Consider the following 22,479-nt stretch of genomic DNA (forward strand, 5'->3'; position numbering starts at 1 on the left):
GAAAGGCCTTACCGCTCGACTTGCATGTGTTAAGCACGCCGCCAGCGTTCGTCCTGAGCCAGGATCAAACTCTCCGTTGAAAACAAACAGCCACCACCACCCCACAAAGGAAGCGACAGCGACCAAACCTTCAACCTGTGTTCAAACCCCAGCAAGAGGAACGATCACTGACAATAAACATTGTCAGAATCATTGTTCTTACCAAAGGAACCATCACAAACCAACCCAGCACCAAAAGGCACCAGACCAATCCGCGACAGGTAAATTAATTCGTCGACTTTTGACACACTGTTGAGTTCTCAAGGATCAAACGCTCCCCGTCCAGCCTCGCGGCCTTCCCCAGGGGCGGCAGTGAAACTTACCCCTCGACTCCATCGGAGTCAAACCGGGCTGTTCCGCCTGCTTCCTGCCTTCCACGCTCGTGTCGAGACCACCGGACTGGTAGCTTCCGGGGTTCTGGGCCGAGGTGGCTCTCAGGAGACGGTTGGTCCGGATCCGGCCGCCAGCCTCTCGGCTTCGCGTCCCGCTTCCTTCCGGCCCAACAAGAAGAACATTATGCGGCGGCGGGGGGCCGGTCAAATCGGCGCGGAGTGGCCCCGGTCACCTCCGTGGTTCACGCAGGTCACGGCGCAGATGGCCCCTCGAGGGCGCCTGCGGGGGCGTGCGAGGACGCCTGGACGAGCCCGCGGGCCGCTTCGGGACGGGCGCACCCGGCCAGCCTCAGCGCCTCGACGAGCTCCTCGGCGAGCAGGCCGAGACCACGGCGCACCTCCTCGGGACCCCCGGCCGCCAGGGCGTGGAAGGCGGGACGCCCCCAGAAGACCGCGTCCGCGCCCAGCGCGAGCGCGACCAGGACGTCGAGCCCCGAGCGCACGCCGCCGTCGACGAAGACCTCGGCGTCCTCGCCGACCGCCTGGCTCACCCACGGCAGGGCGTCGGCCGTCGCCACCGTCCGGTCGAGCTGGCGACCCCCGTGGTTGGACACCCACACGGCCGAGGCACCGGCGTCGACCGCCACCCGGGCGTCGTCGCCCCGCAGCACCCCCTTCACCGCCACCGGGACGCCGGCGTCGCGCGCCAGCCACGCGATGTCGCGGGGACCGAGGTCCATCGCCTTGGGGCGCCCGCTCGGTCCGACCCCAGAGAAGGAGACGTTGCTGCCCACCCACGCGGGGTCGACCTCGTCCCACACGTCGCCGACGTGGTCGTGGCGGTGCCGCGTGGCCACCACGGGGGTGTCCACGGTCAGCACGACGGCCGCCGCCCCCTCCCCCACGGCGCGGGCCACCAGCTCGCGCGCCTGCGCCCGGTCCTGCCCGAGGTAGAGCTGGAGCCACCAGGACACCCCCGTCGCCCCGACCTCGGCGAAGGTCGCCCCGGCGTTGCTCGAGAGCACCAGGGGAACCTGCGCCTCACGGGCCGCCCGGGCCATCGCCACCTCGCCGTCGGGATGGGCGGCGCGTTGGAGTGTCATCGGGGCGATGCCGAGCGGGTGGGCGTGCTCGCGACCCAGCATCGCGGTGGTGGTGTCGACGACCGTGACGTCGCGCAGCACGTGGGGCAGGAGGCGGTGGCGCCGCCACGCGGCCGAGGCCTCGGAGAGGGTGGTCTCCTCCCCCGCCCCCTCCTCGACGTACCGGTGCACCGAGGCCGGCACCTGGGACCGGGACCGCTCGCGCACCTGCTCGCTCCAGCGCACGGTCCCTCCGCGGACGCCCACCCCGGTGCTCCCGGCGCGCTCCGCGGTCACGGTCTCAGCCGATCTCGACGCCGGCGAGCTTCTTCTTGCCCCGACGCAGCACCAGCCACGAGCCGGCGAGCAGGTCCTCGGGCCCGGGCACGTGGTCGACGTCGGAGACGCGCTCGTTGTTGACGTAGGCGCCGCCCTCGCCGATGGCCCGCCTGGCCTCGCCCTTGCTGGCCACCAGGCCGGTCGCGACCAGGAGGTCGAGCGTGGAGGTCCCCGGGGCGGCGCGGGTGGCGCCGGCACCGCTCAGTGCCGCGGCCAGCGTGTCGGGACGCAGCTCGCGCAGGTCGCCCCCTCCGAAGAGGGCAGCGGCCGCGGCCTTCGCGCCCTCGGTCTCCGCCGCGCCGTGGACCTCGGTGGTGACGGCGTCGGCGAGCGCCTTCTGTGCCGCCCGGAGGAACGGCTTCTCGGCCGTCTGCGCCTCGAGGTCCTCGATCTCCGCACGGGAGAGGAAGGTGAAGATCCGCAGCAGCTCGCCCACCTTCTCGTCCTCCACGTTGAGCCAGAACTGGTGGAAGGAGTACGGCGACATCATCGTGGGGTCGAGCCAGAGCGCTCCGCCCTCGGTCTTGCCGTACTTCGTGCCGTCGGCCTTGGTCACCAGCGGCGTGGCGAAGGCGTGGGCTCGCCCGCCCTCCGCACGCCGGATCAGCTCGACCCCGCCCGTGAGGTTGCCCCACTGGTCGCTGCCGCCGAACTGCAGCGTCACCCCGTGGTCGCGGAAGAGGTTCAAGAAGTCCATGGACTGGAGCAGCACGTAGCTGAACTCGGTGTAGCTGATCCCGTCCTCGAGCCGGGTCCGCACGACGTCGCGCGCCAGCATCCGGTTCACCGGGAAGTGCTTGCCGATGTCACGCAGGAAGTCGATCGTGGACAGGCTGGCCGTCCAGTCGTAGTTGTTCACCACGGTCGCGGCCGTCGGGCCGTCGAAGTCGAGGTAGGGCTCGATCTGGCGGCGTACCTTCTCCACCCACTCCTTGACCGTGTCCAGGGAGTTCAGGGTGCGCTCGCCGGACTCGCGCGGGTCGCCGATCATGCCGGTCGCCCCGCCCACCAGGGCGTACGGCGTGTGGCCCGCCTGCTGCAGCCGCTTGGCGGTGAGCAGCTGGACCAGGTTGCCCATGTGCAGGCTCGGCGCCGTCGGGTCGAACCCCACGTAGAACCGGACGCTCCCGGCGGCCAGCGCCTCGCGCAGCGCGTCGCGGTCCGTGGAGTGCGCGACGAGGCCGCGCCACTCGAGGTCGTCGAGGAGGGTGGGGTCGGTGCTCACGAAAGGGCTCTCCTGGGCAGGCGCTGGCAGCGCTCGGTCGGGGACAGGTCCCAGGGTCCCACGTGGCGGCCCGGGACCCGGCCCGGGATCAGTCCCGGGACCACTCCGGGTCGCGGCCCGAGCGGCCCAGGACCTTGGCGAGGTCCGAGGCGTCGTCGTCCACGCTGACCTCGGGCCCGAAGGCGTGCATGCTGCGCCCCTTCTCCCCGATGGCGTCCATCACCACCAGCGCCTCGGCCAGCGCCTCGTCGCTCAGCTCCAGCTCCTGCCCGGTGCCCGCGGCCAGGTCCCAACCGTGCAGGACCACCTCCACGAACCCCATCTGCCCGATCTCCTCGCGCGGGACGGCCCCGTCCATCGCGTCGCCCTCCCATGCCTCGGGCTGGGACCACGCCTGCGCCCAGGCCGTGAGCAGGTCCCCGAGGTCGTCGCGCCAGGTCTCGTCCAGGTGCTCGCCGGCGGTCCCCCAGGGGTCCTGCGGGTCCAGCGCCTCTCCGGCACCCACCCGACGCATCGCCTCGGCGGTGCCCAGCAGGTGGTGGGCGACGTGTCGCACGGTCCACCCCTCGCACGGCGACGGTCGGTCCAGGTCGGTGGCCGACACCCCCTGGATGACGGGCTGGAGGGCTGCGACGACGCCGAAGACGTGCTCACGAGTGCTCATGGGTCCAGTCGTACCCCACGGCGGCGGGTGAGACACGTCACCCGTTCACCGGCGCCACCCCGCGCTCCGCCCCTACAGTGACCGGGCCACCAGGGAGGCACCGTGACCGAGCTCGGGACAGACCCCGGAAAGGGCCGCCGCCCCCCGCGGGCCGCCCTCACCGTGCTCGTCGGCGTCGCCGCGCTGCTCGGCCTCACCACCCTCCCCGCCCAGGCGGCCCGCCTGGACCTGCACGTCGGCAGCCGCGGGACGCAGGTCCACACGCTCGAGCGCCGGCTGGAGGTGCTGCACCTGCTGGCGCACCGGCACGTCGACCGCCGCTTCACCAGCAGCACCGCGGCCTCGGTCCGGACCTTCCAGCGCACCCGGCACCTGCGGGTGACCGGGCGGGTCGACCAGCGGACGTGGGACCGGGTCGCGCGCGACGCCGCCCGGCGCGCCACGCCCGCGCCCGCACCCACCCCCAGGCCGACTCCCACTCCGACTCCGACACCTACCCCGAATCCGAGTCCGACCCCGACGCCGTCCCCCACTCCCACCGCCGCTCCCACCGGGCCGCCCCCGACGATCGTCGGGCACCGGGGCGCGGCGACCTCCGGCGTCGGCGAGAACACCGTGGCCGCGATGCAGTGGGCGACCGGGTACGCCGACGTGCTGGAGTTCGACGTCCGGTTCACCGCCGACGACGTGCCCGTCCTGATGCACGACGCCACCCTGGACCGCACGACGACCTGCACGGGCCCGCTCGCGGCGCTGACCGCGCAGCAGCTGCGCGAGCAGTGCCGGGTGCGGGCCGACGACCCGGGCCGGGACCAGGTCGTGCCCACGCTGGAGGAGGCCGCGGCGTACGCCGAGAGCGTGCACCTCGCGGTCTCCCCAGAGCTCAAGACGCCGACGGTGACCGACACCGAGATCGCCACGACCCTGCAGACCCTCGAGGCGCACGGCCTGGGGTCGTCCACCTGGCTGCAGTCGTTCTACCCCACCGTGCTCGCGACCGTGCACGCCCAGCGCCCTGCCCTCCACCTGGTCCTGCTGGCCTCCTCGACGGCCGACCCGAGCCCGCAGGCGGCCCGCGACGCGGGCGCGGACGTGGTGGGGCTGACCCTGGGCCGCACGACCGAGGCCGCGGTGACCGCCTTCCACGCCGCCGGTCTGCAGGTGTGGAGCTGGACCGCCGACACCACGGCCGAGCTCACCGACGTCTGGCGCGCCGGGGCCGACGCGGTGTTCACCGACATCCCCCGCGACGCCCGGGCGCTCTACCACCCGTGAGGCCGCCGCCTCACCGATCCGGAGGGGCCGTCGGGTCGTGGAGGGCGTCGGGGTCGTCGGGGTCGGCGCGCGGGCTGCGCCGGTAGGTGCTCACCGTCGGGTCCTCGGCGAGCCAGAACCGCCAGGGCCGGGCGTGGGCCAGCCGCACCCCCACCCGGGGCCCTCGGCGCACCCGGTCGGGCGGCACGGGGTCACCCAGCTCGAGCCTCACCTCCGGGCCGCGCACCAGGTCGGTGCCGTCCTGCTCGCCGGTCAGGCCCAGCGCCTGGGCCAGGCAGCCGGGGCCGCGGGCCAGGGAGCGGTCGGCCGTCCGTGGACCGCGACGCCCCCGGGCCGCGTCGGCGCCGTCCACGACCTCGCCCGCCCGCAGCAGGACGGCCGAGGCGGTCCCGTCGGTCCCGGTCACGACGTTGGCGCACCAGTGCAGGCCGTAGGACCGGTAGACGTAGAGACGCCCCGGGGGGCCGAACATGACCTCGGTGCGGGCGGTCGGGCCGCGGAAGGCGTGGCTGGCCGGGTCGCGGGGGCCGGCGTACGCCTCGACCTCGGTGATCCGCACGGTCACCCCGTCGTGGGTCAGCCGGCACCCCAGCAGCCGGGGCGCGACGCGGAGGACGTCCTCGGAGAGGACCCGCGTCAGGGGGCCGGGGCTCAGGCCAGCCACGACCGGTGCTCGGCCAGGACCGCTCGCAGCTCGGCGAGCTGCTCGGCGACCCGCTCCGGCGCGGTGCCCCCGCGGCCGCGGCGCGAGGCCACCGACCCCTCGACCGTCAGGACGTCGCGCACGGCGGGCGTCAGACGGGCGTCGATGCCGGCGAGCTCGTCGTCGGGCAGCTCGTCGAGCTCGAGGCCCAGCTCCTCGCAGCGGCGCACGCAGGACCCCGCGAGCTCGTGGGCGACGCGGAACGGGACGCCCTCGCGGACCAGCCACTCAGCGACGTCGGTGGCCAGCGAGAACCCCTGCGGGGCCAGCGCCGCCATCCGGTCGGTGTCGAACCGCAAGGTCGCGACCTGCCCGGTGAAGGCCGGCAGCAGCACCTCGAGGGTGTCCACGGAGTCCAGGACGGGCTCCTTGTCCTCCTGGAGGTCGCGGTTGTAGGCCAGCGGGAGCGCCTTGAGCGTGGCCATCAGACCGGTCAGGTTGCCGATCACCCGTCCGGCCTTGCCCCGGGCGAGCTCGGCGATGTCGGGGTTCTTCTTCTGCGGCATGATGCTCGACCCGGTCGAGAACGCGTCGTCGAGCGTGACGAAGGCGAACTCGCGGGTCGCCCAGAGGATGATCTCCTCGGCCTGGCGGCTGACGTCGACGCCGATCATCGCGGTGACGAAGGCGAACTCGGCGACGAAGTCGCGGCTCGCAGTGCCGTCGATGGAGTTGGCGGTCGAGCCGGTGAACCCCAGGTCGCGGGCGACCGCCTCGGGGTCGAGGCCGAGGCTGGAGCCGGCCAGCGCCCCCGAGCCGTACGGCGAGTCGGCGGCGACGCGCGCGTCCCAGTCGCGCAGCCGCGAGACGTCGCGGAGCAGCGGCCAGGCGTGGGCCAGCAGGTGGTGGGACAGCAGCACCGGCTGGGCGTGCTGGAGGTGGGTGCGCCCGGGCATGGTCGCGCCCAGGTGCTGCTCGGCCTGCCCGGCGATCGCCTCGGCGAGGTCGAGCACCAGCCCGGCGACGACGCGGGCGTGGTCGCGCAGGAACACCTTGAACAAGGTGGCGATCTGGTCGTTGCGGCTGCGGCCGGCCCGCAGGCGCCCGCCGAGCTCGGCGCCGACGACGTCGACCAGGGCGGCCTCGAGCGCGCCGTGGACGTCCTCGTCGTGAGGCTGGGGCAGCAGCTCGCCCGCGGCGACCCGGCGGTCGAGCTCGTCGATCCCGGCCAGCAGGTCGCGCAGCTCGCCCTCGTCGAGCAGCCCCGCGACGTGCAGGGCCCGGGCGTGGGCCCGCGACCCGTCCAGGTCGTAGGGCGCCAGCCGCCAGTCGAAGTGCGTGCTGCGCGAGAGTGCCTCGAGCTCGGGGCTGGGGCCGCCGGCGAACCGGCCGCCCCAGAGCTTGCCGGTGTTGGTGGTTCCGCTCACGCCGGCCAGTCTCCCCCAGACCCGGCTCAGGTCAGCGCGCGGCCCACGGAGCGACGGCGGATGTCGGGGGCCGCGAGCCGGTCGGCGTTGGCCTCGAGGTCGCCCACCTCGTCCTGGGACTGCCGCTCGGCCTCGACGCGGGCGCGGTAGGCCGCGACCTCGTCGGAGACCCGACGCTCGTCCCAGTCCAGGATCGGGGCCACCAGCTCGGCGGCGGCCTGGGCGCAGCCGACGCCACGGTCGTGGGTCTCGATCGAGATCCGGGTGCGACGGGCCAGCATGTCGTCGAGGTGCAGGGCGCCCTCGTGGGAGGCGGCGTACACGATCTCGAGGCGGAGGTACTCCGCGGCGCCGTCGAGCGGCTGCAGCAGCGAGGGGTCCTCGTCGGCCACGGCCAGGACCTCCTGGACCAGCGAGCCGTAGCGGTCGAGCAGGTGCTGCACCCGCCAGGTGGGCAGGCCCCGCTCGCGGGCGACGTGCTCGACCCGGTTGGTCATCGCCTGGTAGCCCTCGGCCCCGACCAGCGGGATCTGGTCGGTGACGCTCGGGGGCACCCCGGCGGGGAGGTCGGCCAGGGCGGCGTCGACGGCGTCCGCGGCCATCACCCGGTAGGTGGTGTACTTCCCGCCGGCGATCGAGACCAGCCCCGGCTGCGGGCGCCCGACGGCGTGCTCGCGCGAGAGGTTGGAGGTGGCCTCGCTCTCCCCGGCGAGCAGGGGACGCAGGCCGGCGTACACGCCCTCGATGTCGTCGTGGGTCAGCGGCGTGCTGAGCACCGCGTTGACGTGCTCGAGGATGTAGTCGATGTCGGAGCGGCTCGCCGCGGGGTGGGCGCGGTCGAGCTCCCAGTCGGTGTCGGTCGTGCCGACGATCCAGTGCGTGCCCCACGGGATCACGAACAGCACGGACTTCTCGGTGCGCAGGATCATGCCGGTGGTGGAGTTGATCCGGTCGCGCGGGACGACGACGTGCACGCCCTTGGAGGCGCGGACGTTGAACTGCCCGCGGCCACCGGCGAGCTTCTGGAGGTCGTCGGTCCACACGCCGGTGCAGTTGATGACGACCTTGGAGGAGACGCTGACCTTCTCGCCGGTCTCGACGTCGGTGACCTCGACCCCCACCACCCGCTCGCCGGCGTGCATCATCGAGGTGACCTCCGCGGAGGTCAGCAGCGTCGCGCCGTAGGAGGCGGCGGTGCGCCCGACCATCATGGTGTGGCGGGCGTCGTCGGCCTGGGCGTCGTAGTAGAGCAGGGCCCCGGCCAGGGCGTCCTTGCGCATGCCGGGCACCATCCGCAGCGCCTGGCGACGGGTCAGCTGCTTGTGGCGTGGCACGGACCGGGCACCACCCATGGAGTCGTACAACGTCAGGCCGGCGGTCACGTACGGGCGCTCCCAGAACCGGTGCTTGAGCGGGTAGAGGAACGAGACCGGCTTGACCAGGTGGGGGGCCAGCCGGGTGAGCATCAGCTCGCGCTCGCGCAGCGCCTCGCGCACCAGGGAGAAGTTCATCTGCTCCAGGTAGCGCAGGCCGCCGTGGAAGAGCTTCGAGCTGCGCGAAGAGGTGCCGGAGGCGAAGTCGCGCTGCTCCACGAGCAGCACGCTCAGCCCACGGGTGGCGGCGTCCAGCGCCACCCCGGTGCCGGTGACCCCACCGCCCACGACGACCACGTCGAAGCCGGCGTGCCCGTCCTCGCGCAGCTCCTCCCACGCGGCGGCGCGCTCCTGAGGTCCGAGTCGGGCTGGTGCGAGCATGGCGGTCATCCCCCGTGGTCGTCCGGTGCGGCCCGCGAACACGGACCTCGGCTCCCACCCTAGGCACGCGGGCCAGGGGGCGCACGGGCCCGCTTCGGCGGGGATGCGCCGACCACCGGGGTGTGCGAGCATGCCCAAGGCCCCCGAGGTGACCCAGGTCACGTCGCGGCCATGCAGCTCCCTCTCGGAAAGGACGCACGTGCTGACCGACATCTTCATCCCCGAGCTCCTCGGGACGATGATCCTCATCCTGCTGGGCACGGGCGTGGTCGCCAACGTCGTGCTGCCCAAGACCGGCGGCTTCGGCGGCGGGACCCTGCTGATCAACTTCGGCTGGGGCCTGGGCGTCTACGCCGGCGTCTACGTCGCCTACAAGTCCAAGGCGCACCTGAACCCGGCGGTCACGGTCGGGCTCGAGGTCTCCGGGTCGATCCACCTCTCCTTCGCCCAGTTCGTGACCTACATCGTCGCCCAGCTGCTCGGCGCGATGCTCGGTGCGTTCCTGTGCTGGGTCGCCTACAAGAAGCACTTCGACGACCCCGAGGCCGACGAGGGCAGCAAGCTCGGCGTCTTCTGCACGATGCCGACCATCCACGCACCGATCTGGAACGTGCTGACCGAGGTCATCGGCACCTTCGTGCTGGTCTTCGGCATCCTGGCGTTCGGCAAGACCCCGACCCAGGTCGGTCCGCTGGCCGTGGCCCTGCTCGTGGTCGGCATCGGCGCCAGCCTCGGCGGCCCCACCGGCTACGCCATCAACCCGGCCCGTGACCTCGGCCCGCGCATCGTGCACGCGCTGCTGCCGATCCCGCGCAAGGGCACCAACGGCTGGCACTACGCCTGGGTCCCCGTCGTCGCGCCGCTGATCGGCGGCGCGATCGGTGGGCTGCTGGGCCACGCCGTCGGCTTCGTCTGAGCCGCCCCGCTCTCCCGACGGGCCGACCGGCCCGCCCCGAACTCCGTCCGTCCCACCCACGAAAGGCACATCCCGATGGCCGACCGTTCGACGTACATCCTCTCCATCGACCAGGGCACCACCAGCACCCGCGCGATGGTCTTCGACCACGCGGGCTCGGTGGTCTCGGTCGACCAGATCGAGCACGAGCAGATCTTCCCGCGCGCGGGCTGGGTCGAGCACGACCCCATCGAGATCTGGAACAACACCCGCGAGGTCATCGGCGGCGCCCTGGGCAAGGCCAACCTGAACAGCAAGAACATCGAGGCCGTCGGCATCACCAACCAGCGCGAGACCGCGGTGGTGTGGGAGAAGGCGACCGGAAAGCCGGTCTACAACGCGATCGTGTGGCAGGACACCCGCACCCAGAAGATCGTCGACGAGCTGGCCGGCGACGAGGGCGCCGACCGCTACAAGGCGGTCTGCGGGCTGCCCCTGGCGACGTACTTCTCGGGGCCGAAGGTCAAGTGGATCCTCGACAACGTCGACGGGGCCCGGGAGAAGGCCGAGAACGGCGAGCTGCTCTTCGGCAACACCGACACCTGGCTGCTGTGGAACCTCACCGGCGGGGCGGAGAACGACGGCGTGCACGTCACCGACGTGACCAACGCGAGCCGCACCATGCTGATGAACCTGGCCGACCTCACCTGGGACGAGTCCATCGCCTCCGACATGGGGATCCCGGTCTCGATGCTGCCCGAGATCCGCTCCTGCTCGGAGGTCTACGGCGAGTGCAAGCCGGGCGTGCTCAACGGCACCCCGATCGCCGGCATCCTGGGCGACCAGCAGGCCGCGACCTTCGGCCAGGCGTGCCTGGAGAAGGGCACCGCCAAGAACACCTACGGCACCGGCAACTTCATGCTGCTCAACACCGGCACCGAGCAGGTCCCCAGCGAGAACGGCCTGCTGACCACGACCTGCTACAAGATCGGTGACGAGCCGACCGTCTACGCGCTCGAGGGCTCGATCGCGGTCACCGGGTCGCTCGTGCAGTGGGTGCGCGACAACCTCGGCATGATCGGCACGGCGGCCGAGATCGAGGAGTCGGCCAAGAAGGTCGACGACAACGGCGGCGCCTACTTCGTGCCGGCGTTCTCGGGGCTCTTCGCCCCGCACTGGCGCTCCGACGCCCGCGGCGCCCTGGTCGGGCTGACCCGCTTCGTCAACAAGAACCACATCGCCCGCGCGGTGCTGGAGGCCACCGCCTTCCAGACCCGCGAGGTCCTCGACGCGATGAACGCCGACTCCGGCGTCCCGCTCACCGAGCTGCGCGTCGACGGCGGGATGGTCGTCAACGAGACCCTGATGCAGTTCCAGGCCGACATCCTCGGCGTCGACGTGGTCCGGCCCAAGGTCGCGGAGACCACCGCGCTGGGAGCGGCGTACGCCGCCGGGCTGGCCGTGGGCTACTGGGCCAACACCGACGACATCACCGAGAACTGGGGCGAGGACAAGCGCTGGAGCCCCCAGATGGACGAGGACGAGCGCGAGCGCCTCTACCGCAACTGGAAGAAGGCGGTCACCAAGACCCTGGACTGGGTCGACGACGACGTCGACTGACCCCCGCCCGACACCGACGGCCGCGATCCCCTCGGGGGGTCGCGGCCGTCGGTGCGTGCCGGGCGGTGGGCGCGGCGAGCCGGGGCCGGGGCCCGCCCCGGGGGTCAGTCGGTGCCGGTCTCCATAGCGACGTCGTCGAGGGCGCGGTCGCTGTCGTCGGCCTCGGCGGCGGGGTTGCGGGTGATCCGGTCGTAGCCGCCGGGCTCGATCACGCCGTACAGCGTGCCGTTCTCGACCAGGACCTGACCCTGGTCGAGCGGCTGGGCGGCGTACTGCTCGAGCTTGTCGCGGGAGTCGGCGATGTCGAGGTTGCGCATGGTCAGCTGGCCGATGCGGTCCACGGGGCCGAAGGCGGCGTTCTCGGTGCGCTCCATCGACAGCTTGTCGGGGTGGTAGGAGAAGTTCTCCCCCGAGGTCGCGAGCACCGTGTAGTCCTCGCCGCGGCGCAGGCGCAGGGTGACCTCGCCGGTGACCAGCGAGGCGATCCAGCGCTGGATGGACTCGCGGATCATCAGCGCCTGCGGGTCGAGCCAGCGGCCCTCGTAGAGCAGGCGGCCGAGCTTGCGGCCCTCGTTGTGGAACTGCGCGATGGTGTCCTCGTTGTGGATCGCGTTGAGCAGGCGCTCGTAGGCGATCCACAGCAGCGCCATGCCGGGAGCCTCGTAGATGCCGCGCGACTTGGCCTCGATGATCCGGTTCTCGATCTGGTCGCTCATGCCCAGGCCGTGGCGACCACCGACGGCGTTGGCCTCCCGCACCAGCGCCACGGCGTCGCCGTCGAAGCGCTCGCCGTTCACCGCGACGGGGCGGCCCTGCTCGAAGCGGACCGTGACGTCCTCGGTGGCGATCTCGACCGCCGGGTCCCAGAACTTCACGCCCATGATCGGCTCCACGGTCTCCAGCGAGACGTCGAGGTGCTCCAGGGTCTTGGCCTCGTGGGTGGCGCCCCAGATGTTGGCGTCGGTGGAGTAGGCCTTCTCCTTGCTGTCGCGGTAGGGCAGGTCGTGCTCCACCAGCCACTGGCTCATCTCCGCGCGGCCGCCGAGCTCGTGGACGAAGTCGGCGTCCAGCCAGGGCTTGTAGATCCGCAGCTCGGGGTTGGCCATCAGGCCGTAGCGGTAGAACCGCTCGATGTCGTTGCCCTTGAAGGTCGAGCCGTCGCCCCAGATGTCGACGCCGTCCTCGCGCATCGCGCGCACGAGCATGGTGCCGGTGACCGCGCGGCCCAGCGGGGTGGTGTTGAAGTAGGTGCGACCGCCCGAGCGGATGTGGAAGGCGCCGCACGCCATCGCGGCCAGGCCCTCCTCGACCAGCTGGGGGCGGCAGTCGACGGCGCGCGCGAGCTCGGCGCCGTACTCCATCGCACGACCGGGTACGCCGGAGATGTCGGGCTCGTCGTACTGCCCGATGTCGGCGGTGTAGGTGCACGGCACCGCTCCCTTCTCGCGCATCCAGGCGACCGCCACCGAGGTGTCGAGGCCGCCGGAGAAGGCGATGCCGACGCGCTCGCCGGTGGGGAGGGAGGTGAGGACCTTGCTCATGGGTGGGGATTCCTGACGTTCGGGGGTGTGTGCGTGCTGCGAGGGGGTGGGGGCGGGCCGGTCAGCCGCCGATGCGGCCGGCCAGGCCCACGAGTCGTCGTACGACGTCCTCACCGCCGGCCGGGTCGCGCGAGATCACCATGACCGTGTCGTCGCCGGCGATGGTGCCGAGCACGTCGCCGAGGTCGGCCTTGTCCAGGGCGCTGGCCAGGAAGTTGGCCGCCCCGGGCGGGGTGCGCAGCACGACCAGGTTGGCGCTGGCCTCGGCCGAGACCAGCAGCTCCTCCAGCAGCCGGGCCAGCCGGGTCTCGCTGGCGGCGGTCTCGCGCGGCAGGGACGGGGTGCGGTCGCCGCCCTCGGCCGGCACGGCGTACACCAGCGCGCCGGAGGCCGCCCGGACCTTGACGGCGTCGAGGTCGACGAGGTCGCGGCTCAGCGTGGCCTGGGTGACGACCAGCCCGTTGTCGGCCAGCAGCTCGGCCAGCTCGGACTGCGAGCGGACCTCGCGCGAGCCGAGCTGGTCGACGATCAGCTGCTGGCGCGCGGCCTTGGTGTGCGGGATGACGGCGTGCCCGGAGTGGCCGGACCCGACCGGGCGGGGAGCCTCGCTCACGCGTCCTCCCCCAGCAGCCAGCACAGCACGGCCTTCTGGACGTGGCGGCGGTTCTCGGCCTCGTCCCAGACCACGCTGCGGGGTCCCTCGAGGACCTCGGCGGTGATCTCCTTGCCGCGGTAGGCCGGCAGGCAGTGCAGCACGATCGCCGCGGGGTCGGCGTGCGCGAGCAGCGCGTCGTCCAGGCGCCAGGGGCCGAAGACCTCGGCGCGCTCGGCGGCCTCGGCCTCCTTGCCCATCGAGATCCAGGTGTCGGTGACCACGACGTCGGCGCCCCGCACGGCCTCGGCGGGGTCGGCGACCACCGTCGCGGAGCCGCCGGTGACCCCCGCGATCTCGCCGGCGCGCGCCACCACGTCGGCGTCGGGCTCGTAGCCGGCCGGCCCGCTGACCCGCACGTGCATGCCGGCGGTCGCCCCGGCCAGCAGGAGGCTGCGCCCCATGTTGCAGCCGGCGTCGCCGACGAAGGCCAGCGTCAGGCCGGGCAGGGCACCGCGGTGCTCACGGATCGTGAGCAGGTCGGCGAGTGCCTGGCAGGGGTGGAACTGGTCGGTCAACGCGTTCACGACCGGTACGCCGGACCGCGCGGCCATCTCGTCGAGACGGGACTGGTCGTGGGTGCGCCACACGATCGCGCTGGCCTGGCGGCCGAGCACGCGGGCCACGTCGGCGATGGACTCGCGTACGCCGATCTGGGCCAGGGCCCCGTCGACGATCATCGGGAAGCCACCCAGCTCGGCGATCCCCGAGGCGAAGGAGGCCTGGGTCCGCAGGGTCGGCTTGTCGAAGAGCACCGCGACGGTGCGCGGACCCTCGAGCGGCCGGGCTGAGAACGGCGCGGCCTTCAGCGCCGCGGCGTGGTCCAGCAGCGCCGACTGCTCGGCGGGCGAGAGGTCGTCGTCGCGCAGGAAGTGGCGGGCGGCGGACGTGCTCACGCGACCACCCCCGCGGCGTCGAGCAGCCCGGGCCAGGCGGCCACGAACGCGTCGGCGTCGGCGTCGGTGAGCACCAGCGGCGGGGCCAGCCGGACCCGCGAGGGGCTGGTGGCATTGACGATCCAGCCCGCGTCCTGGGCGGCCGCCACCACGTCGGGGGCCTTGTCCTGGCACAGCGAGAGGCCGACGAGGACGCCGCTCCCCCGCACCTCGGTGACGCGAGTGTCCCGCGCCAGGCCGGCCCGGATCCGGTCGCCGAGCTCGGTGGCGCGGGCGAGCAGGCCCTCGGTCTCGATGGTCTCCAGCACCGCGAGCGCCGCGGCGCACGAGAGCGGGTTGCCGCCGAAGGTGGTGCCGTGGTTGCCGGGGGCGAACATCGTGGCCGCGCGGCCCAGGCCCAGGGTCGCCCCGATCGGGACGCCTCCGCCCAGGCCCTTGGCCAGGGTGACCAGGTCCGGCACCACGCCCGAGGGGTGGCTGGCCAGCCAGTGGCCGGTGCGGCCCATGCCGCTCTGCACCTCGTCGAACCACAGCAGGGCGCCGTGCTCCTCGGTGGTGGCGCGGGCGGCCCGCAGGAACTCGGCCGAGGCCACGTTGACGCCGGCCTCGCCCTGCAGCGGCTCGACCACGACGGCGGCGGTCTCGTCGGTGACCGCGGCGGCGAGCGCCTCGGCGTCACCGAACGGGACCCAGGTGCTGTGGCCGGGCAACGGCTCGAAGGGAGCCCGGTAGGCCTCCTTCGAGGTCAGCGCCAGGGCGCCCATGGTGCGGCCGTGGAAGGAGTCCTCCATGGCCACGACGTGGGTGCGCCCGGTGAGCCGGGTGAGCTTGAGCGCGGCCTCGTTGGCCTCGGCGCCGGAGTTGGAGAAGAACACCCTGGCCTCGACGCCCGCGGGCACCAGCAGGGACACCAGGCGCTCGGCCAGCTCGACCTGGAGCGGGGTGGTGAAGAAGTTGGAGACGTGACCCAGCGTGCGCACCTGCTGCTCGAGCGCCTGCACGAGGGCCGGGTGGGCGTGGCCGAGAGTGTTGACGGCGATGCCACCGAGGAGGTCGACGTACTCGTTCCCGTCGGCGTCCCAGACGTGGGCGCCCTCACCGCGGACCAGCACCAGCTTGGGCGGCCCGAAGGTGTTCATCAGGGCGTGTGAGTAGCGCTCCAGGTAGGCGGCCTGGTCGTGGTCGCTCACTGGTCCTCCTCTCCGTCCACGGGGTCCACGGGGTCGTAGGCCTTGCGCAGCTTGGTCTCCACCCCGGGCAGCACCTGGGTGCCCACGCCCTCGGCGGTGAACAGCTCGACCAGGACCGCGTGCGGGCCGCGGCCGTCGACCACGGTGGCGCGCGGCACCCCGCCGAGGACGGCGTCGTGGCAGGCCCGCATCTTGGGCACCATGCCGGCGTCGAGCGAGGGGATCATCTCGGCGAGGCCCTCCGGGCTGATCTCCTGGATGACGTCGTCGCTGTCCGGCCAGTCGGCGTACAGGCCCTCGACGTCGGTGAGCACGAGCAGCTTCTCGGCCCCCAGGGCGATCGCCAGCGCGGCGGCGGCGGTGTCGGCGTTGACGTTGTGGACGACGCCGTGCTCGTCGGGGGCGACGCTGGAGATGACCGGGATCCGGCCGGCCTCGACCAGGTCCAGGACCGCCTCGGGGCGCACCTTGGAGACCTCGCCGACCAGCCCGAGGTCGACCTCCTCGCCGTCGACGACGGTGTTGGTGGCCTCGGCGGTGAACAACCCGGCGTCCTCACCGGAGAGGCCGACGGCGATGTGGCCGTGCTGGTTGATCAGCCCGACCAGCTCGCGCTGCACCTGGCCGACCAGCACCATCCGGACGACGTCCATGGCCTCGGGGGTGGTCACGCGCAGGCCACCCTTGAACTCCGACTCGATGCCGAGCTTGTCCAGCATCCGCGAGATCTGCGGGCCGCCGCCGTGCACGACGACCGGCTTGAAGCCGGCGTACCGCAGGAAGGCGATGTCCTCGGCGAAGGCGCGCTTGAGCTCGTCGTCGATCATGGCGTTGCCGCCGTACTTCACCACCACGACCTGGCCGTGGTACTGCATCAGCCACGGCAGCGCGGCGGCCAGGGTGCGGGCAGCCGTCGAGGACGGCTTCTTGTTCACGCTCACGGTTGTCTCCGGGTCCTCTCAGGAGGAGTAGGCGCTGTTCTCGTGCACGTAGGCGTGCGTGAGGTCGTTGGTCCAGACGGTGGCGCGCTCGGTGCCGGCCTTGAGGTCGATCGTGACGGTGACCTCCCGCTCGGAGAGGTCCACGCCGCTGGGGTCCTCGGCCGGGGTGGAGGCGCGGCAGACCCAGACGCCGTTCATGGCCACGTCGAGGTCGGCCGGGTCGAAGGCCGCCTGCGTGGTGCCCAGGCTGGCCAGGACGCGACCCCAGTTGGGGTCCTTGCCGAAGACGGCGGCCTTGAACAGGTTGGACCGCGCCACGCTGCGGGCGGCCTCGACGGCGTCGGCCTCGCTGGCGGCGTGCAGGACCGTGATCGCGATCTCGTGGTCGGCGCCCTCGGCGTCGGCCAGCAGCTGGGCGGCGAGGTCGGCGCAGGCCTGGGTGAGCGCCTGCGTGAAGTCGTCGAGCCCGGGGGTGACGCCGCTCGCGCCGCTGGCCATCAGGGTGACGGTGTCGTTGGTGGACATGCACCCGTCGGAGTCGAGCCGGTCGAAGGTCACCCGGGTGGCGGCGCGCAGGGCGGTGTCGAGGTCGGCGGCCGGCACGACCGCGTCGGTGGTCAGCACGACCAGCATGGTGGCCAGCTGCGGCGCGAGCATGCCCGCACCCTTGGCCATCCCGCCGATCGACCAGGCGCCGCCGGGGCCCTCGACCACGACCTGCTTGCTGACCGAGTCGGTGGTCATGATCGCCTCGGCCGCCGCGGTGCCGCCGTCGGCGTCCAGGGCGGCCACGCAGGCGTCGACCCCGTCGAGCAGGTTCTGCCGCGGGTTGGTCAGGCCGATCAGGCCGGTGGAGCACACCACCACGTCGATCGCGCCGATGCCGAGCCCGGTGGCGACCTGCTCGGCCACGGCGTGGGTGGTCTGGAAGCCCTCGGCGCCGGTGTAGCAGTTGGCGCCGCCGGAGTTCAGCACGACCGCGCGCACGACGCCGTCCTGGACGACCTGCTGGCTCCACAGCACCGGGTTGGCCTTGCAGCGGTTGGCGGTGAACACCGTGGCGGAGTCGTGGGTGGGGCCGGTGTTGACCACCAGGGCCACGTCCTTGGCACCGGTGGACTTCAGGCCGGCGGGGACACCGGAGGCGGTGAACCCCTGCGGGTGGGTGACGCTCATGACTTCTTCTTCTCCTGGGGCTTCGACGGCCGCGACGGGGCCGGGGTGACGGGGACGGCGGGGGCGACGGTGTGCCCCTGTCGTCGCCAGGCCTCCCCGGCGCGCTCGGCGTCGTCGACGTGGACCAGGACCCAGTCGGTGTCGTAGGTGGAGATCGTGAAGACCGGGATCTCGGCCTCGGCCAGCGGCGTCAGCAGCTCGACCAGCACCCCGGTCAGGGACGGGTCGAGCGTGCCCTGGACGGCGAAGGCGAAGAACGGGCCGAGCTGGGTGATCTTGCGGGGCACCGAGCGCCGCGCGCAGACCAGGCTGGTCTCCCGGGCGGTGGCGGTGATCGAGAACAGCGAGGAGGACTCCACCCAGCCGGGCACGTCGGCGCCGGCGGGGAGCCGCACGACGGCGAGCTTCTCGGGGAACTGCTCCAGGCTCCAGGTGCGGCCCGTGCGCTCGGCCATCACGGGGCCAGCCCGACGGTGGAGAGCCCGGTCTGCTCGGCCAGGCCGAGCGCGAGGTTCATGCACTGCACGGCGGCGCCTCCGGTTCCCTTGGTGAGGTTGTCGACCGCGCCGACGGCCACGAGCCGGCCGGCGTCGGTGTCCAGCGCGACCTGCAGGTGCACGCTGTTGGAGCCGGTGACCGACTTGGTCGCCGGCCACTGCCCCTCGGGGAGCAGGTGGACGAACGGCTCGTCGGCGTACGCCTTCTCGTACGCCGCGCGCACGTCGTCGCTCGTGACGCCCTCGAGCACCGGCGCGCTGGCCGTGGCCAGGATGCCGCGGGGCATCGGGACGAGCACGGGGGTGAAGCTGACCCGCACCCCGCCGGTCCCCTCGGGGAGGAGCCCGCTCAGGTTCTGGACGATCTCGGGGGTGTGGCGGTGCGTCCCTCCCACGGCGTACGCCGAGGCGGAGCCCATCACCTCGCTGCCCAGCAGGTTGGTCTTGGGTGCCTTGCCCGCGCCGCTGGTGCCGGACGCGGCGACCACGACGAGGTCCTCGACCCGGACCAGCCCGGCGGCCACGGCCGGGGCCAGGGCCAGCGTCGAGACGGTCGGGTAGCAGCCGGGCACGGCGACCCGGCGGGCACCGGTGAGCAGCTCGCGCTGGCCGGGCAGCTCGGGCAGGCCGTAGGGCCAGGAGCCGGCGTGCTCGGAGCCGTAGAACCGCTCCCAGTCGGCCGGGTCGGTGAGCCGGAAGTCGGCGCCGCAGTCGATCACGACCACGTCGTCGCCGAGCTCGGCGGCCACGGCGCCGGACTGGCCGTGCGGCAGGGCCAGGAACACCACGTCGTGGCCCGCGAGGACCTCGACGCTGGTCTCCCCCAGCACCCGGTCGGCCAGGGGCACCAGGTGCGGCTGGAGGGGGCCGAGCAGCCCCCCGGCGTTGGAGCCGGCCGTCAGGGCGCCGATCTCGACCTCGGGGTGGCCCAGGAGGAGGCGGAGCACCTCTCCCCCGGCGTACCCACTGGCACCGGCGACGGCGACGCGAACAGTCATGTGCATGACCATACAGAGTCCTGCATGTTTGCGCGACTCGGCCGCCGGTGCGCCGGTGGGGTCAGTCGATCCGGAACTCCCCCAGCTCGTCCCAGTGGTCGCCCTCCATGAGCACGTTGCGCACCAGCGGGGTCGCGGCGACGTACTGCGGCAGGTCGCGCTGGGCGGCCTTGAAGTGGTCGCTGGTGACGTGGGCCTCGGCGGCGTCGTCGCGGAAGGCCTCGATCAGGACGTACTCGGTGGGGTCGTCGACGCTGCGCGACCACTGGAAGAACAGGTTGCCCTCCTCGGCCCGCGTGGCCTCGGTGAAGTCCTTGCTCAGCTCGGGCCAGCGGTCGGCGTGCTCGGGCTTGAGCTTCCACTTGACGCAGATGAAGATCATGGGGCGCTCCCTAGGTGCGGTGAGGGTTCGGTCGTCGTTCGGGGCCGATCGTGCCAGAGGGCCCCGCCCTAGGGTGTGGGCATGGTCACCCCGAGCGCGACAGGTCAGCTGGCCCCCTCGTTGACGCAGTCCCTGCGGACGTCGCTGGCCGACGGGGCCGCGGTGTCCGACCGCCCGCTGGACCTGCGGGCGCAGGCCCACGACGCCTCGCACTACCTGCTGCACCCGCGCGCCGTCGTCACCGCGCGCGACACCGCCGACGTGGCCGAGGTGATGCGGGCCTGCACCCGGCTCGGGGTGCCGCTGACCTTCCGCAGCGGCGGCACCTCGCTCTCGGGCCAGGCGCTGAGCGACTCGGTCCTGGTCGACACCCGCACCGGCTTCACCGGCATCGAGGTGCTCGACGACGGCGCCCGCGTCCGGGTGCAGCCCGGCGCGACGATCCGGGCGGTGAACACCCGGCTCGCGCGCCACGGCCGCCGCCTGGGACCCGACCCCGCCAGCGAGGTCGCCTGCACGGTCGGCGGCGTGGTGGCCAACAACTCCTCGGGGATGCAGTGCGGCACCGAGCTGAACAGCTACCGCACCGTGGAGTCGATGGTGCTCGTGCTGCCCAGCGGCACGGTCGTCGACACCGGCGACCCGGGGGCCGACCGGCTCCTCGCCGAGCGCGAGCCCGTGCTGCACGCCGGGCTGCTCGCCCTGCGGAGGCGGGTGCGCTCGGACCCGGCCTCGGTGGCGACGCTCGAGCGGCTCTTCGCCCTGAAGAACACGATGGGCTACGGCCTGAACAGCTTCCTGGACCACGACGAGCCGGCCCAGGTGCTGGCGCGGCTGATGGTCGGCAGCGAGGGCACCCTGGGCTTCGTGGCCTCGGCGGTGTTCCGGACCGTCGAGGTGCTCCCCCACGCCGCCACCGGGCTGCTGGTCTTCCAAGACCTCGCCACCGCGGCGACCTGGGTGCCCGACGTGCTGGCGACCGGCGTGGCCACGGCCGAGCTGCTGGACGCGGAGTCCCTGCGGGTGGCCCAGGCCGATCCCGGGTGCCCCGAGCAGATCCGCCGGCTCGGCGTGCGGGACCACGCGGCGCTGCTGGTCGAGCTCCAGGCGGGGTCCACGTCCGAGCTGGCCGACCTGCAGGCCGCCGCCGGGCCGGCGCTCGACCGGCTCCCGCTGGACTCCCCCGCCGACCTCACCTCGGTCGCCGCCGAGCGAGCGTCGCTGTGGCGCACCCGCAAGGGCCTGTACAGCGCGGTCGCCAGCGCCCGGCCCAGCGGCACCAGCGCGCTGCTCGAGGACGTCGCCGTGCCGGTCGACCGGCTGGCCGAGATGTGCCGCGGGCTGACCGGGTTGTTCACGACCCACGCCTACGAGGCCCCCGTCGTCTTCGGCCACGCCCGCGACGGCAACCTGCACTTCCTGCTCAACGAGCGCTTCGACGACGCCGCGCTGCTGCGCCGCTACGAGGACTTCACCACCGACATGATCGACCTGGTGCTCGACCTCGGCGGGACGCTCAAGGCCGAGCACGGCACCGGCCGGATCATGGCGCCGTTCGTCGAGAGGCAGTACGGCGCGGAGCTCACGGCCGTGATGCGCGAGCTCAAGGCGCTGGCCGACCCGCACGGTGTGCTCAACCCCGGCTCGGTGCTCACCGACGACCCCGGCCTGTGGCTGCGCGACCTCAAGACCGCCCCGCCCGTGGAGGAGGAGGTCGACCGCTGCGTGGAGTGCGGCTTCTGCGAGCCGGTCTGCCCCTCCCGCACCCTGACCCTGACCCCGCGCCAGCGGATCGTGCTCCGACGCGAGATCGCGGCGGCCCGCGCGGCCGGGGACGACGCGCTGGTGACCTCGTTGGAGGCGGACTACACCTACGACGGCGTCGAGACCTGCGCCGCCGACGGGATGTGTGCCACCGCGTGCCCGGTCCTGATCAACACCGGCGACCTGGTCAAGCGGCTGCGCGCCTCCTCGACCTCACGGGCGACCGGGAAGGCGTGGGAGGTCGCGGCCGGGCACTGGGACGTCGCCACCCGGGCGGCCTCGGCGGCGCTGGGCACCGCCGCCCACCTGCCGGAGAGCGTCCCCGTGGCGCTCTCGCGCGCGGGTCGGCGGGTCGCCGGCGCCGAGCAGGTGCCGCTCTACGACCCCCGGCTCGGCACCGGGGGTCCCGCACGTCAGGTGCGGCGCGACGAGGCCCCCGACGCCGTGCACTTCCCCGCCTGCGTGGGCACCATGTTCGGCGGCGGGGCCGAGGAGGCACTGCGGCACCTCTGCGACCGGGCCGGGGTGCGGCTGCGCACGCCCGAGGACGTCGGCGCGCTGTGCTGCGGCACGCCGTGGCGGTCCAAGGGCCACCGCGCGGGGTTCGACCGGATGGCCGCGACGGTGCGCTCCGCGCTGGAGGTCGCGACCGACGGGGGTCGGCTCCCGGTGGTCGTGGACGCCTCCTCCTGCACCGAGGGGCTGACCGAGGTGCTGGCGGACCTGGGGTCGCCGGTCCTGGACGCCACCTCGTTCGTGGTCCGGCACGTGCTGCCCCGGCTGACGCTGCGCACGCCGGTGCCCGCGGTCGTGGTCCACCCGACCTGCTCCTCGACCGCGCTCGGGGTCACCGACGACCTCGCGGCGATCGCCCGCTTCGTCTCCGCGGACGTGCGGGTGCCCGACGCGTGGGGCTGCTGCGCCTTCGCCGGCGACCGCGGGCTGCTGCACCCCGAGCTGACCGCGTCGGCCACGGCCCCCGAGTCGGCCGAGATCGCGGCCATGGCGCTGCCGGCCGGGACGGCGTACGTCTCGGGGAACCGGACCTGCGAGATCGGGATGACACGCGCGACCGGGGCGGCGTACCGGCACGTGCTCGAGGTCCTGGAGGAGGCGACCCGCTAGCGCCGTGCGTCGCGGACGCGCG

Annotated in this window: 19 protein-coding genes and 1 rRNA gene; 4 read left to right on the forward strand and 16 right to left on the reverse strand. The window is 73.1% G+C overall.

All coding sequences use genetic code 11. The annotated features are described in order from the left end of the window. From ACYVDA_RS15945 to ACYVDA_RS15960, 4 genes are all read right to left on the reverse strand, one after another. A 16S ribosomal RNA gene (locus ACYVDA_RS15945) occupies positions 1–80 on the reverse strand; the annotation flags it as partial. 542 nt (positions 81–622) lie between these two features. Beyond that, positions 623–1,750, reverse strand: a complete 1,128-nt coding sequence (locus ACYVDA_RS15950) for an alpha-hydroxy acid oxidase (RefSeq protein WP_460819421.1) — start codon at positions 1,748–1,750, stop codon at positions 623–625. 4 nt (positions 1,751–1,754) lie between these two features. Continuing rightward, positions 1,755–3,017 carry a tyrosine--tRNA ligase gene (tyrS, locus tag ACYVDA_RS15955; protein ID WP_460819422.1) on the reverse strand — a complete coding sequence of 421 codons (1,263 nt, stop codon included), beginning with the start codon at positions 3,015–3,017 and terminating at the stop codon, positions 1,755–1,757. A gap of 88 nt (positions 3,018–3,105) precedes the next feature. Then, positions 3,106–3,681 (reverse strand): TIGR03086 family metal-binding protein, encoded by a 576-nt coding sequence (locus ACYVDA_RS15960; protein ID WP_460819423.1) that lies wholly within the window; start codon positions 3,679–3,681, stop codon positions 3,106–3,108. A gap of 102 nt (positions 3,682–3,783) precedes the next feature. Between ACYVDA_RS15960 and ACYVDA_RS15965 the strand changes: the two genes are divergently transcribed. Continuing rightward, positions 3,784–4,956 carry a glycerophosphodiester phosphodiesterase family protein gene (locus ACYVDA_RS15965; protein WP_460819424.1) on the forward strand — a complete coding sequence of 391 codons (1,173 nt, stop codon included), beginning with the start codon at positions 3,784–3,786 and terminating at the stop codon, positions 4,954–4,956. Positions 4,957–4,966: 10 nt separating this feature from the next. Here the strand turns inward: ACYVDA_RS15965 and ACYVDA_RS15970 are convergent, their stop codons facing one another. The 3 genes from ACYVDA_RS15970 to ACYVDA_RS15980 are packed head-to-tail and all read right to left on the reverse strand — an operon-like array spanning position 4,967 to position 8,780. Further along, entirely contained in the window at positions 4,967–5,620 is a 654-nt protein-coding gene (locus tag ACYVDA_RS15970) for a DNA-3-methyladenine glycosylase (protein ID WP_460819425.1), read from the reverse strand. After that, on the reverse strand, positions 5,608–7,026 hold the full coding sequence (gene argH / locus ACYVDA_RS15975) for an argininosuccinate lyase (RefSeq protein WP_460819426.1): 1,419 nt from the start codon (positions 7,024–7,026) through the stop codon (positions 5,608–5,610). Before argH ends, ACYVDA_RS15970 begins: the two co-directional genes overlap by 13 nt. Before the next feature lie 26 nt (positions 7,027–7,052). Further along, positions 7,053–8,780, reverse strand: coding sequence for a glycerol-3-phosphate dehydrogenase/oxidase (locus ACYVDA_RS15980; protein WP_460819427.1), 1,728 nt, complete (start codon positions 8,778–8,780; stop codon positions 7,053–7,055). Between the two features lie 202 nt (positions 8,781–8,982). On the opposite strand from ACYVDA_RS15980, the gene ACYVDA_RS15985 reads away from it, so the two are divergent. Both ACYVDA_RS15985 and glpK read left to right on the forward strand, forming a co-directional pair. Continuing rightward, positions 8,983–9,696 (forward strand): MIP/aquaporin family protein, encoded by a 714-nt coding sequence (locus ACYVDA_RS15985; protein WP_460819613.1) that lies wholly within the window; start codon positions 8,983–8,985, stop codon positions 9,694–9,696. A gap of 75 nt (positions 9,697–9,771) precedes the next feature. Next, positions 9,772–11,295 carry a glycerol kinase GlpK gene (gene glpK, locus ACYVDA_RS15990; RefSeq protein ID WP_460819428.1) on the forward strand — a complete coding sequence of 508 codons (1,524 nt, stop codon included), beginning with the start codon at positions 9,772–9,774 and terminating at the stop codon, positions 11,293–11,295. 104 nt (positions 11,296–11,399) lie between these two features. Here the strand turns inward: glpK and argG are convergent, their stop codons facing one another. The 9 genes from argG to ACYVDA_RS16035 form a co-directional block, all read right to left on the reverse strand. Further along, positions 11,400–12,836, reverse strand: a complete 1,437-nt coding sequence (argG, locus tag ACYVDA_RS15995) for an argininosuccinate synthase (protein WP_460819429.1) — start codon at positions 12,834–12,836, stop codon at positions 11,400–11,402. A 61-nt stretch (positions 12,837–12,897) separates the two neighbouring features. Then, positions 12,898–13,449, reverse strand: a complete 552-nt coding sequence (locus ACYVDA_RS16000) for an arginine repressor (RefSeq protein WP_460819430.1) — start codon at positions 13,447–13,449, stop codon at positions 12,898–12,900. Beyond that, on the reverse strand, positions 13,446–14,384 hold the full coding sequence (argF, locus tag ACYVDA_RS16005; protein WP_460819431.1) for an ornithine carbamoyltransferase: 939 nt from the start codon (positions 14,382–14,384) through the stop codon (positions 13,446–13,448). Before argF ends, ACYVDA_RS16000 begins: the two co-directional genes overlap by 4 nt. Then, on the reverse strand, positions 14,381–15,574 hold the full coding sequence (locus tag ACYVDA_RS16010; protein ID WP_460819432.1) for an acetylornithine transaminase: 1,194 nt from the start codon (positions 15,572–15,574) through the stop codon (positions 14,381–14,383). Before ACYVDA_RS16010 ends, argF begins: the two co-directional genes overlap by 4 nt. Next, positions 15,571–16,449: an acetylglutamate kinase gene (gene argB, locus ACYVDA_RS16015; protein WP_460819614.1), complete on the reverse strand. Its 879-nt coding sequence runs from the start codon at positions 16,447–16,449 to the stop codon at positions 15,571–15,573. The genes ACYVDA_RS16010 and argB overlap by 4 nt, the downstream gene beginning before the upstream one ends. Positions 16,450–16,533: 84 nt before the next feature. Next, complete coding sequence (gene argJ / locus ACYVDA_RS16020; RefSeq protein WP_460819433.1) at positions 16,534–17,691, reverse strand: bifunctional glutamate N-acetyltransferase/amino-acid acetyltransferase ArgJ; 1,158 nt, start codon at positions 17,689–17,691, stop codon at positions 16,534–16,536. Next, positions 17,688–18,146 (reverse strand): ACT domain-containing protein, encoded by a 459-nt coding sequence (locus ACYVDA_RS16025; RefSeq protein ID WP_460819434.1) that lies wholly within the window; start codon positions 18,144–18,146, stop codon positions 17,688–17,690. Before ACYVDA_RS16025 ends, argJ begins: the two co-directional genes overlap by 4 nt. Then, the gene (gene argC / locus ACYVDA_RS16030; RefSeq protein WP_460819435.1) at positions 18,146–19,186 is read right to left on the reverse strand and encodes an N-acetyl-gamma-glutamyl-phosphate reductase; all 1,041 of its coding nucleotides are present in this window, start codon (positions 19,184–19,186) and stop codon (positions 18,146–18,148) included. The genes ACYVDA_RS16025 and argC overlap by 1 nt, the downstream gene beginning before the upstream one ends. A gap of 61 nt (positions 19,187–19,247) precedes the next feature. Next, entirely contained in the window at positions 19,248–19,568 is a 321-nt protein-coding gene (locus ACYVDA_RS16035) for a putative quinol monooxygenase (RefSeq protein WP_460819436.1), read from the reverse strand. Positions 19,569–19,649: 81 nt separating this feature from the next. Between ACYVDA_RS16035 and ACYVDA_RS16040 the strand changes: the two genes are divergently transcribed. Beyond that, positions 19,650–22,457: an FAD-binding and (Fe-S)-binding domain-containing protein gene (locus ACYVDA_RS16040; RefSeq protein ID WP_460819437.1), complete on the forward strand. Its 2,808-nt coding sequence runs from the start codon at positions 19,650–19,652 to the stop codon at positions 22,455–22,457. The last annotated feature ends 22 nt before the right edge of the window (positions 22,458–22,479 follow it).

Source organism: Nocardioides korecus, assembly GCF_054778395.1.

What these genes read in the sequence shown, in the direction of transcription:
- ACYVDA_RS15960 (WP_460819423.1), bottom strand. Translation starts at nt 3,681, where the DNA reads ATGAGCACTCGTGAGCACGTCTTCGGCGTCGTCGCAGCCCTCCAGCCC.
- ACYVDA_RS15980 (WP_460819427.1), bottom strand. Translation starts at nt 8,780, where the DNA reads ATGCTCGCACCAGCCCGACTCGGACCTCAGGAGCGCGCCGCCGCGTGG.
- glpK (WP_460819428.1), top strand. Translation starts at nt 9,772, where the DNA reads ATGGCCGACCGTTCGACGTACATCCTCTCCATCGACCAGGGCACCACC.
- argG (WP_460819429.1), bottom strand. Translation starts at nt 12,836, where the DNA reads ATGAGCAAGGTCCTCACCTCCCTCCCCACCGGCGAGCGCGTCGGCATC.
- argB (WP_460819614.1), bottom strand. Translation starts at nt 16,449, where the DNA reads ATGCAGTACCACGGCCAGGTCGTGGTGGTGAAGTACGGCGGCAACGCC.
- argJ (WP_460819433.1), bottom strand. Translation starts at nt 17,691, where the DNA reads ATGAGCGTCACCCACCCGCAGGGGTTCACCGCCTCCGGTGTCCCCGCC.
- ACYVDA_RS16025 (WP_460819434.1), bottom strand. Translation starts at nt 18,146, where the DNA reads ATGGCCGAGCGCACGGGCCGCACCTGGAGCCTGGAGCAGTTCCCCGAG.
- argC (WP_460819435.1), bottom strand. Translation starts at nt 19,186, where the DNA reads ATGACTGTTCGCGTCGCCGTCGCCGGTGCCAGTGGGTACGCCGGGGGA.
- ACYVDA_RS16035 (WP_460819436.1), bottom strand. Translation starts at nt 19,568, where the DNA reads ATGATCTTCATCTGCGTCAAGTGGAAGCTCAAGCCCGAGCACGCCGAC.
- ACYVDA_RS16040 (WP_460819437.1), top strand. Translation starts at nt 19,650, where the DNA reads ATGGTCACCCCGAGCGCGACAGGTCAGCTGGCCCCCTCGTTGACGCAG.